Below are 8901 nucleotides of genomic sequence, written 5' to 3'. Positions count from 1 at the left end.
TTCTTGTTCATAGAGTTGTTTGGGAAGCATTTAACGGGGAAATACCACAGGGATTGCAAATCAATCACATTGATGGAAATAAAGCTAATAATAGTCTGTCTAATCTTGAGTTGGTGACACCTGCTGAAAATATTCGTCATGCAGTCAAAACAGGATTAAAACAAGGGAAATCAGCCGAAACTAACTCTATGGCTAAACTCACTAATGAACAATATTTGGAAATAATCCATGATCTTGTCAATGGGGCAACCAATCAAGAGGTTGCTGATAAGTATGGGTTACACTCCCGATATATCTCACTGATTCGTCATAGAAAACGTCTGAAGTCTGTTTGGCAGCAATTCGAGAATGAAAATCAAGTCGTTCAAGTTAAAAATAGTTCGGGTTTAAACAGTAAAATTCCTATTGAGCAAAGAATTGAAGCTATTAAGAGACTTCCGACTTGCTCTAATAAGGAATTAGCCCAATGGCTTGATGTTGACTGCTCTGTTATTAGCAATGTTCGTCATAGAAAAACATGGATTGATGCTTGGGAAGTTATTGATTCTAAAGGTGCAACGACTAGCGGCAAAAGCGTAGTAGCAAGTGCTACGAAACGGGGGGCTTCCTATTAGGAAGATGATATAGTCTATTCTGAAAGGTGACTTTCAGCAGTTCTTCACCAGAACGGGCAAGGACTAACGACCCTTGTTGAATATTAAGGATGAACTTTCTCATGTTCGGTTATTCCAAAAATTGATTCCTGAAGCCATGCAAGTGTTTACGCATTCCGTTGACCAAATTTATGAAATGTTCAATACTGCCGTTGAACATGAATGTAAATGGACTAATCATATTGTGGGCAACAATATCTTAGGAATCACGGAATCTAGTACCGAACAATACACCAAATATCTAGCCAATATTCGGTTGCGTTCTATCGGTTTAGAACCTCTTTACACCGATAAAAAGTACAGTAAAAGTCCCTATACCCATTTAGAACGCTTCTCTGATACTAAAAAAGAAGCGCATACTAAAGCTAATTTCTTTGAAGCCAGCGTCACCAGTTATGTGATGTCTTCCGGCGTTAGCGGTTGGGACGAAATTTAACCTCTCGTAGAGACGCGCCATGGCGCGTCTCTACCGTTGGGATAAAATTTGTGTCACCATAGAGAGAATAGCTTTCTAGCACTATTTGCTCGAACTCTGTATGAATACTATCCCTTCTACAACCGAGACTCTCATTCCCACAGAAAGACTCAAGAATTTAATTAATCAATCGATTACAACTCTCGAAACTTTGCTTCAAAATGAACAAGTTTCTCCCTCAGAACGAGCGAATATTGCTTTAAAAATATTAGAAATGGCGGGATGTTCTTCTGTTACTCCCCTTGAACTTTTACAATCTCCTTCTCTGCTGAGTTCATCTTCAATTTCTAACGCAGCTCCTGTTCCCCAACTTGCTGCAACGACCGTTGAAGTTCTCCCAACTTCAGCACCTATTATTCCTGAGAATAACCTAACAATTTTACCTGCTAATTATGTCCAAATTGAAAATTTTTTATCCCCTAAAGAACACGAAGAAGCCTTAAAAATTGCTTTAAAACAACCCGGTAAATTTGTCGGTTCTAAAACGACGACTCAAGCTACTAATTATCGTAAATCTTCTATTTTATATGCAACGCTATTCCCTGATTTTTATGAATTTCTCCGTAAAAAACTCATTGCTACACTCCCTTCAATTCTAACTCAATTAAATATTCTACCCTTTAGCGTGGCTCAAGTAGAAATGCAATTAACGGCTCATAATGATGGCTGTTTTTATAAAATTCATAATGATTCTGGGAGTCCTGAAACTAATACTCGCATCTTAACCTATGTTTATTATTTTTATAAAGAACCTAAAAATTTTTCGGGGGGAAATTTAAGATTGTATGCGACGGAATGGCAAAATGGTTATGCTTTAAATGAACGGGAATTTATTGATATTGAACCCCATAATAATAGTATCGTTTTTTTTGATAGTCGTTGCAAACATGAGGTCATGCCTGTTAGTTGTCCGTCCCGACGCTTTGAAGATGGACGCTTTACCCTCAATGGTTGGTTACGCGCTGAATAAGCTCGTTGTAGGGACACTTTTTAAAACTGTCTACTATTATTAACAAGTTCTGTCAATCCCAATTAAAATAGACCCAAACTAATACAGTTTGGGAGCAACAGTGATGAGCAATAAACAAATGGTTGCACAAAAAGACACACCCGCTTGGATTCTTCAAGTTTGGGTTTCATTTATTCTGGCTGTTTCTACAACTGCGGTTGGGATTGCTTACCTTCCGGTTGATATTTGGGTCAAAGGATTTATGGGAATGGGGTTAACTTTTTCGGTGGGTTCCTCTTTTACTTTAGCGAAAACAATTCGAGATAATCACGAAGCCGAAAAATTATTATCTAAAGTTGATCAAGCTAAATTAGAAAAATTATTAGCTGAATATAACCCGATGAAGTGATTGTGCTGATATAGAGTTTGGATTTCTTGGTAAAAATTTTAGAAATTTTAATTAAATGCCCATCATATATAAATGCTAAATACATTTGTATATGATGGGTTTACCGTTTTTATTGGCATCAATTCAACAGATTTAATTTCTAGTTTTCCGTAATATAAATATATCCATTACGGTAGGCTTTCTTCTTCTGTTTTTCTCCAATATCAATTAAGTATTTTCTCAGTTCGAGAATTTGTTGTAGGGTGGAAAATTTAGGATTTGATTCAATCAGAATTAAGCTAACAATAATCGTCCTTTAGGTTCAGGAATAGAACGTCCTATTGGATTAATTATATCAAATTTAATATTAAAATAGGCAAAAGAAGAATATTCTCCTTTCGCCTAATTCCATAAAATGAATATAAAAAATGGCAGTTTTTAGCCCACCAGAAAAAAGTTATTCGGTTGGAGAATTCTCTCGTTTCCGTTGTTCCTGGTGGCGTTTCCGACGTGCCATCGCGGCTTCGACGGGGAAACCGACAACGGGAATTACCTGTTCTTGACGTTCTGCTTCTAAACGTTTCAGTTCAGTGTAATCAACCCAATGAATACAATTGACCGGACAAGTATCAATTGCTTCCTGTATTAACGCTTCTGAATCGCCATCCTGTCGAAAAACACGAGCTCGACCATAACTTTCTTCGATAAAAAAGGTATTGTGAGCAACGTGAGAACAGTGTTTACACCCGATACAGGTGAGTTCATCCACATAAACCCCTTTTTGCCGTAATGCACCGCCGAGTTCCGGTTCAAAGCCTGAACGTTCCGGTGCATTTCGCAAAAATCCGCCCAATTCTGGTTCTAACCCAGACCGTTCGGAAATGGGATCAGTTAGCGATACAGACCCATCAGACATTAGGCACTCCAGCGTTGTAAAACTAAGCGGATAGAACCATCTTGATGATTTTGTTGTTCTGAAACTTGAAACCCTTGTTTGGCCGTTTCATTAACAACGGTGTGGTAAGCATACCGTTGAGTGATTTTGCTTAAAAACCGATCAACGGGAACAGCTTGTTGCCAAAATTGTAAATCAGCAACAAACTCGTATTCTTGGCCATTCCAAGTAAAGCCGAGGTCATAGCCATTGTCTTGCTCAATAACAACTTGAGCCGGACGGGTTTGACCTTGATAACCGCGCACCTCTTTAGGCCCAGCTTTCCAGTCAATGCCCAGATCGCTTAAAGCAGTTTGTAATGAGGTAAGATTACGAATTTGGGTTTTGATTTGGCTAAAGTGTGACATAGTTGGCGATTTTCAACGAGATGTTTAGTGAACTCAAAAACAGAATTTACCAATGGCTCGAACCCACGTGGGTTGTCGCACTATCTGACTGCTGTTGGTTCTGGGCGTAATACTCAGAAGTGGTTTCCTGAGTTAATACAATGCCTAATTCGGCTTCCAGTGCAGCCGTGACTTCTGCACAAGAAGCCCCAACAATGCCAGTGACTTTCTCCTGCACACGGCCGTCTGGATAGATGATGAATTCTAAAGTTTCCATAGGCTAGGGGAATGGCGAGGAAATACAGGGCACAATAGCTCGACGTCGGCGGTTGAACCGTCGGATAGGCTACAATCGCTGTGTCGAAGTGCGTTTGACTCGAAATGTCCGTACATCAATTGTGACGAATGGATCAAAAACGAGTCACAACTTAACAAAAGTTATTAATACCTGAAGCAGTAGGTCAATTATATGTTAAGTTTATCCGCCTTTGAGATCAAGGTTGTATAGAGGAGGCAATAGGCAATAGGCAATAGGCAATAGGGAAAGTAAGCACTGAGAGGGTTTGCTGAATTTAGTAGAGACGCGCCATGGCGCGTCTCTACAGGAGCCTATTTATGCCGTAGCGTCTCTACAACTGTAATGCGTAGCTCAACAGTTCACCGTCAACCCTCAACCGCCAATTGTTCTATAATTTCCTTGATCTGCACTGCGTTGTTACGACCTGAAACCGTTATGCAACTTGCTCCCAAACTTGTTACGGATGAAACCTTATCCCCACCTCAAACGGAAACAATTATTTTAGATGTGGGAGGGATGCAGTGTGCTGGATGTGTTAAAGCGGTGGAGCGTCAACTCATCCAACAACCGGGAGTCATTTCGGCTGCGGTGAATTTAGCAACAGAAGTAGCAACGGTTGAATGTGCACTCAACCAAATTAAGCCGGAAAATTTAGCTGAAATTTTGACCAATACTGGGTTTCCCACCCAACCTCGTAATTTAACGTCTAGCGCTACGGACAAATTAAAGGCGTTACAAGAGCGACATCGCCAAGACATGGGAAAACAAATTCAACGCATTGTTACCTGTGGTCTGTTGTTATTGTTATCAAGTATTGGACATTTACATCATTTTGGTTTTCCCCATATTCCTTTACTGAGTAATATTTGGTTTCATTGGGGACTAGCTACCATTGCCTTATTATTTCCGGCACGTTCTATTATTATTGATGGCGGGCGGAGTTTATTGAACAATGCTCCCAATATGAATACGTTGGTCGGACTGGGAACTTTAACCGCCTATTTAACCAGTTTTGTTGCTTTATTATTTCCCCAATTGGGTTGGGAATGTTTCTTTGATGAACCTGTAATGTTATTGGGATTTATTTTACTAGGAAAAACCTTAGAACAGCACGCTCGACAAAAAGCCGCCACCGCCTTTCAATCTTTAATCGCATTACAACCGACTACTGCTCGTTTAGTTCCTCCTCAATCTCAGGATACTGGAATTTTAAATAGTGTGGAAATTCCCGCCGAACAAGTTAAAGTCGGGGAATGGTTACAAGTTTTACCCGGTGAAAAAATACCCGTTGATGGAGAAATTCGGTTGGGAACAACCACCGTTGATGAATCAATGTTAACGGGGGAATCGATGCCGATTTTAAAACAAATCGATGATAGTATTTCTGCGGGAACAATTAATCAATCGGGGGTGATTTTAATCGAAGCAACCCGCACGGGTTCCGATACGATTTTAGCACAAATTGTGCAGTTAGTAGAAACGGCTCAAACTCGTAAAGCTCCGATTCAAAAATTAGCGGATACAGTTGCAGGATATTTTACTTATTTCGTGATGAGTTTAGCGAGTTTAACCTTTTTATTTTGGTATGGGTTAGGAACACGAATTTGGCCGGATATGATCACTTTAGCCGGGGTAGAAATTGCCACAAATGCGCCTTTATTATTAAGTTTAAAATTAGCCATTGCGGTATTAGTGATTGCTTGTCCTTGTGCTTTGGGATTAGCAACACCGACTGCAATTTTAGTGGGTTCAGGAATGGGTGCAGAACGAGGATTATTAATTAAAGGCGGGGATATTTTAGAACGAGTTCATCAACTGAATACGATTGTATTTGATAAAACGGGAACTTTAACACAAGGTTCGCCCCAAATAACAGATTGCCTTTCAATTTCTGAGTTAACCTCCCCTGAAATCTTACAATTCGCCGCAACCGTAGAACAAGGTTCAAATCATCCGATTTCTGAAGCGATTTTAACAGAAGCAAACCATCAAAATTTACCCTTATTAACCGCATCAGATTTTCAAACTCAACCCGGTTTAGGAGTATCCGCAATAATTGATAATAAAAGGGTATTTGTGGGTAATTTAGCGGGTTTAATTGAATCTAATATTATTCTGCCTCAACCTTTACCGGAATTTTTAGGAAAAACGATGGTTTATCTTGCCATTGAGGGTAAAGTTGTTGGAGTAATGGCAATGAGTGACCCCTTAAAAACGGATGCAAAATCAACTATTGAACAGTTAAAAAATATGGGGTTACGGGTGATTTTATTAACGGGCGATCGCCAATCCGTTGCGACTGCGATCGCTTCTGAGCTAAACTTAAAATCAGAGGATATCTTTGCCGAAGTTCGACCCGAAGGTAAAGTCAATGTGATTCAAACTTTACAACAACAAGGTCAAGTTGTGGCAATGGTGGGAGATGGAATTAACGATGCACCCGCCTTAGCGCAAGCGGATATTGGCATCGGGTTACAAACAGGAACAGATGTGGCGAATGAAACGGCTGATATTGTGTTAATACGAAATTCTTTAATCAATATTGTCGATTCTATCCAATTAAGTCGGGCTACCTTTAATAAAATTCGTCAAAATTTATTCTGGGCATTGGGTTATAATATTATTGCGATTCCCCTGGCGGCTGGATTATTATTTCCTCAATTTGGGATTTTATTCAGTCCTTCAATGGCGGGTGCTTTGATGGCGTTAAGTTCGGTGACGGTTGTTACCAATTCGTTATTATTACGTCGTCAATTTAAACCTTAAACGGATGAGGTATGAAAAAAATTGCCGATAAAGAGTCAGTTACATTTTTATTTGATAGCGCTACTTTTCGAGGGAACAAGGAACACTTCGACAAGCGAGGGTGCTTCGCAGGGAACAGCTTAACTGTAAGAAGTGAAAGGGTTTGCTGGATTTAAAAATGTCCTAACTGTAATGCGTAGTGCTATATTGTGACTTAATCACCCTAAATTTCTGATGTTACCTTCTGAACTATTAAGCTATAAACAACAGGGAGAAACTGTGATTCCCCTCCGGTTAAAAATTGATACTAAACATATCAATTTAGCAACGGATGTGATTCAATGTTTTGAAGCATCTGTGAATCAAACCCAAGGAGAATTAAATAAACGGTTACAGGAATTTGAAGGAGATAGTCCTGACTATCGGGTGAAGCGGGGGTTAGCACATTTATTAAAAAGTGGTTTTTGTACTTTTGAGGTGGTGAGTCCTTTAGAACCTGTAGAATTACGCCAAAAAGTATTTGCATTGGCGGCGAAAACTGTACCGAGTCCAACAGCAACAGAACACAGTTTAGAACAATTAGCCATTCAACTAAGTCAAGCGTTAAATCGAGAGGTTTTACCTGCTCAAATTATATCGGGTCTTTATGCAGATTTACAAGAAAATCGGATTTTAACTCAATTTGATTCTCCCAGTCCAGAAACGTTATTACATCGTTATAATTTATCTCAAGTTCAAGGTATTTTCTATCAAGCGAGTCAGATTATTATTAATGCCTATCGCAATGACCCAGGAGAATATAAATTATTATTTCGATATTTAAAATTATTCCAATTAATGACTTATATTGAAGGAGATGCAGACCAAGGATTTACGTTAACAATTGATGGGCCGACAAGTTTATTTAAAGCGAGTACCCGCTATGGTTTATCTTTAGCTAAAATGATTCCGGCTTTACTTCATGTGACAAAATGGAGTTTAAAAGCAAAATTACAACAACGTGACCCCTATACTCGTGTGGTGAGAACGGGTTATTTTAGTTTAAATTCTGATTGTGGTTTAGTCAGTCATTATCCACCGGGTAAACCTTATGATAGTCTGATAGAACAATCTTTTGCTGAACGGTGGAAGAATTTAAAAACCGAGTGGAAATTAGAACGAGAGGTTGATTTAATTCCCATTCCAGGGAGTGTAATGATTCCTGATTTTCGCTTGGTTCATCCTGATGGACGGGTGTTTTTATTAGAGATTATTGGGTATTGGCGACCGGAATATTTACAGAAGAAGTTTTATCAAGTCCAACGTTCTGGATGTGAGAGTTTAATTTTAGCCATTTCTGAACGATTGAATTTAGAAAATGCTGGAATTGATATTAATCGTCTTTCGGTTCCGGTGGTATGGTTTAAGGATAAGTTATCGCCCAAAACTGTATTAGAAATTTTGGAAAATTAGGTATAGAATTAAGTTTTAATCTTTTTCAGGGATTAACCGCTATTATAACTAATCCCCGTTTTTAGGTGAGTTCTTGGAGGTGTTTGTTTCAATCCCTGAAAGGGATTAGCGACTATTATAACGGGGAAAAGGGGGCGACCTGATACCTTGAAAAGCAATTTTTGTTTCAATCCCTGAAAGGGATTAGCGACTATTATAACCGGTTGCCGGGTGTCGATATGTTTGAGCGTTCTGAGTTTCAATCCCTGAAAGGGATTAGCGACTATTATAACTTTTTTTGCGTTGCGATCGCTCCCTTTTATTTATGTTTCAATCCCTGAAAGGGATTAGCGACTATTATAACGTTTTAGGTTCATCACTTTGAACTGATTCCCCTAGGTTTCAATCCCTGAAAGGGATTAGCGACTATTATAACTTAGTAATTAAAATTAGTTCAAACATATTTACTTGCCGTTTCAATCCCTGAAAGGGATTAGCGACTATTATAACAATATTTCAAGCTAACAAGAACAGCCTAATTTATTTGTTTCAATCCCTGAAAGGGATTAGCGACTATTATAACTACCTGATCTGGACTGAAGGAAACCCAATCATTATCACGTTTCAATCCCTGAAAGGGATTAGCGACTATTATAACCTTGAATCTTGTTATCCTAATCG

9 protein-coding genes and 1 CRISPR repeat array are annotated in these 8901 nt (G+C 39.0%); of the genes, 6 read left to right on the top strand and 3 right to left on the bottom strand.

Annotated features, from left to right (window positions below):
* The 4 genes from ACKPEB_RS10485 to ACKPEB_RS10470 all read left to right on the top strand — a co-directional run.
* Window positions 1-614 (top strand): HNH endonuclease signature motif containing protein (locus ACKPEB_RS10485; RefSeq protein WP_408964826.1); only part of this gene is annotated, 614 nt, incomplete at its 5' end.
* Between the two features lie 73 nt (window positions 615-687).
* On the top strand, window positions 688-1089 hold the full coding sequence (locus tag ACKPEB_RS10480; RefSeq protein WP_408964825.1) for a ribonucleotide-diphosphate reductase subunit beta: 402 nt from the start codon (window positions 688-690) through the stop codon (window positions 1087-1089).
* A gap of 100 nt (window positions 1090-1189) precedes the next feature.
* Window positions 1190-2098: a 2OG-Fe(II) oxygenase gene (locus tag ACKPEB_RS10475; RefSeq protein WP_408964824.1), complete on the top strand. Its 909-nt coding sequence runs from the start codon at window positions 1190-1192 to the stop codon at window positions 2096-2098.
* Between the two features lie 103 nt (window positions 2099-2201).
* A complete protein-coding gene (locus ACKPEB_RS10470) occupies window positions 2202-2486 on the top strand; it encodes a YiaA/YiaB family inner membrane protein (protein WP_408964823.1) in 285 nt (94 codons plus the stop codon).
* 436 nt (window positions 2487-2922) lie between these two features.
* On the opposite strand, the gene ACKPEB_RS10465 is transcribed toward ACKPEB_RS10470, so the two are convergent.
* Genes ACKPEB_RS10465 through ACKPEB_RS10455 form a run of 3 tightly spaced genes read right to left on the bottom strand, consistent with a single transcriptional unit; the run spans window position 2923 to window position 4023 of the window.
* The gene (locus ACKPEB_RS10465) at window positions 2923-3381 is read right to left on the bottom strand and encodes a ferredoxin (protein ID WP_408964822.1); all 459 of its coding nucleotides are present in this window, start codon (window positions 3379-3381) and stop codon (window positions 2923-2925) included.
* Window positions 3381-3767: a DUF1257 domain-containing protein gene (locus ACKPEB_RS10460; RefSeq protein WP_408964821.1), complete on the bottom strand. Its 387-nt coding sequence runs from the start codon at window positions 3765-3767 to the stop codon at window positions 3381-3383. The genes ACKPEB_RS10465 and ACKPEB_RS10460 overlap by 1 nt, the downstream gene beginning before the upstream one ends.
* Window positions 3768-3813: 46 nt before the next feature.
* A complete protein-coding gene (locus ACKPEB_RS10455; RefSeq protein WP_072720892.1) occupies window positions 3814-4023 on the bottom strand; it encodes a DUF2997 domain-containing protein in 210 nt (69 codons plus the stop codon).
* Between the two features lie 456 nt (window positions 4024-4479).
* Here ACKPEB_RS10455 and ACKPEB_RS10450 point away from each other — a divergent pair, with 456 nt between their 5' ends.
* Together ACKPEB_RS10450 and ACKPEB_RS10445 are read left to right on the top strand one after the other, a co-directional pair.
* On the top strand, window positions 4480-6810 hold the full coding sequence (locus tag ACKPEB_RS10450; protein WP_408964820.1) for a heavy metal translocating P-type ATPase: 2331 nt from the start codon (window positions 4480-4482) through the stop codon (window positions 6808-6810).
* Between the two features lie 213 nt (window positions 6811-7023).
* A complete protein-coding gene (locus ACKPEB_RS10445) occupies window positions 7024-8241 on the top strand; it encodes a DUF790 family protein (RefSeq protein ID WP_408964819.1) in 1218 nt (405 codons plus the stop codon).
* Window positions 8242-8326: 85 nt separating this feature from the next.
* A CRISPR array of direct repeats spans window positions 8327-8878; the repeat unit is 37 nt; unit sequence GTTTCAATCCCTGAAAGGGATTAGCGACTATTATAAC.
* Between the last annotated feature and the right edge of the window lie 23 nt (window positions 8879-8901).

The organism is Planktothrix sp. (assembly GCF_046067725.1).
In the GTDB taxonomy this organism is placed as follows: Bacteria; Cyanobacteriota; Cyanobacteriia; order Cyanobacteriales; family Microcoleaceae; genus Planktothrix.
The sequence above is the reverse complement of the archived record's forward strand: the minus strand, read 5'-3'. Positions and strand labels throughout refer to the sequence as shown.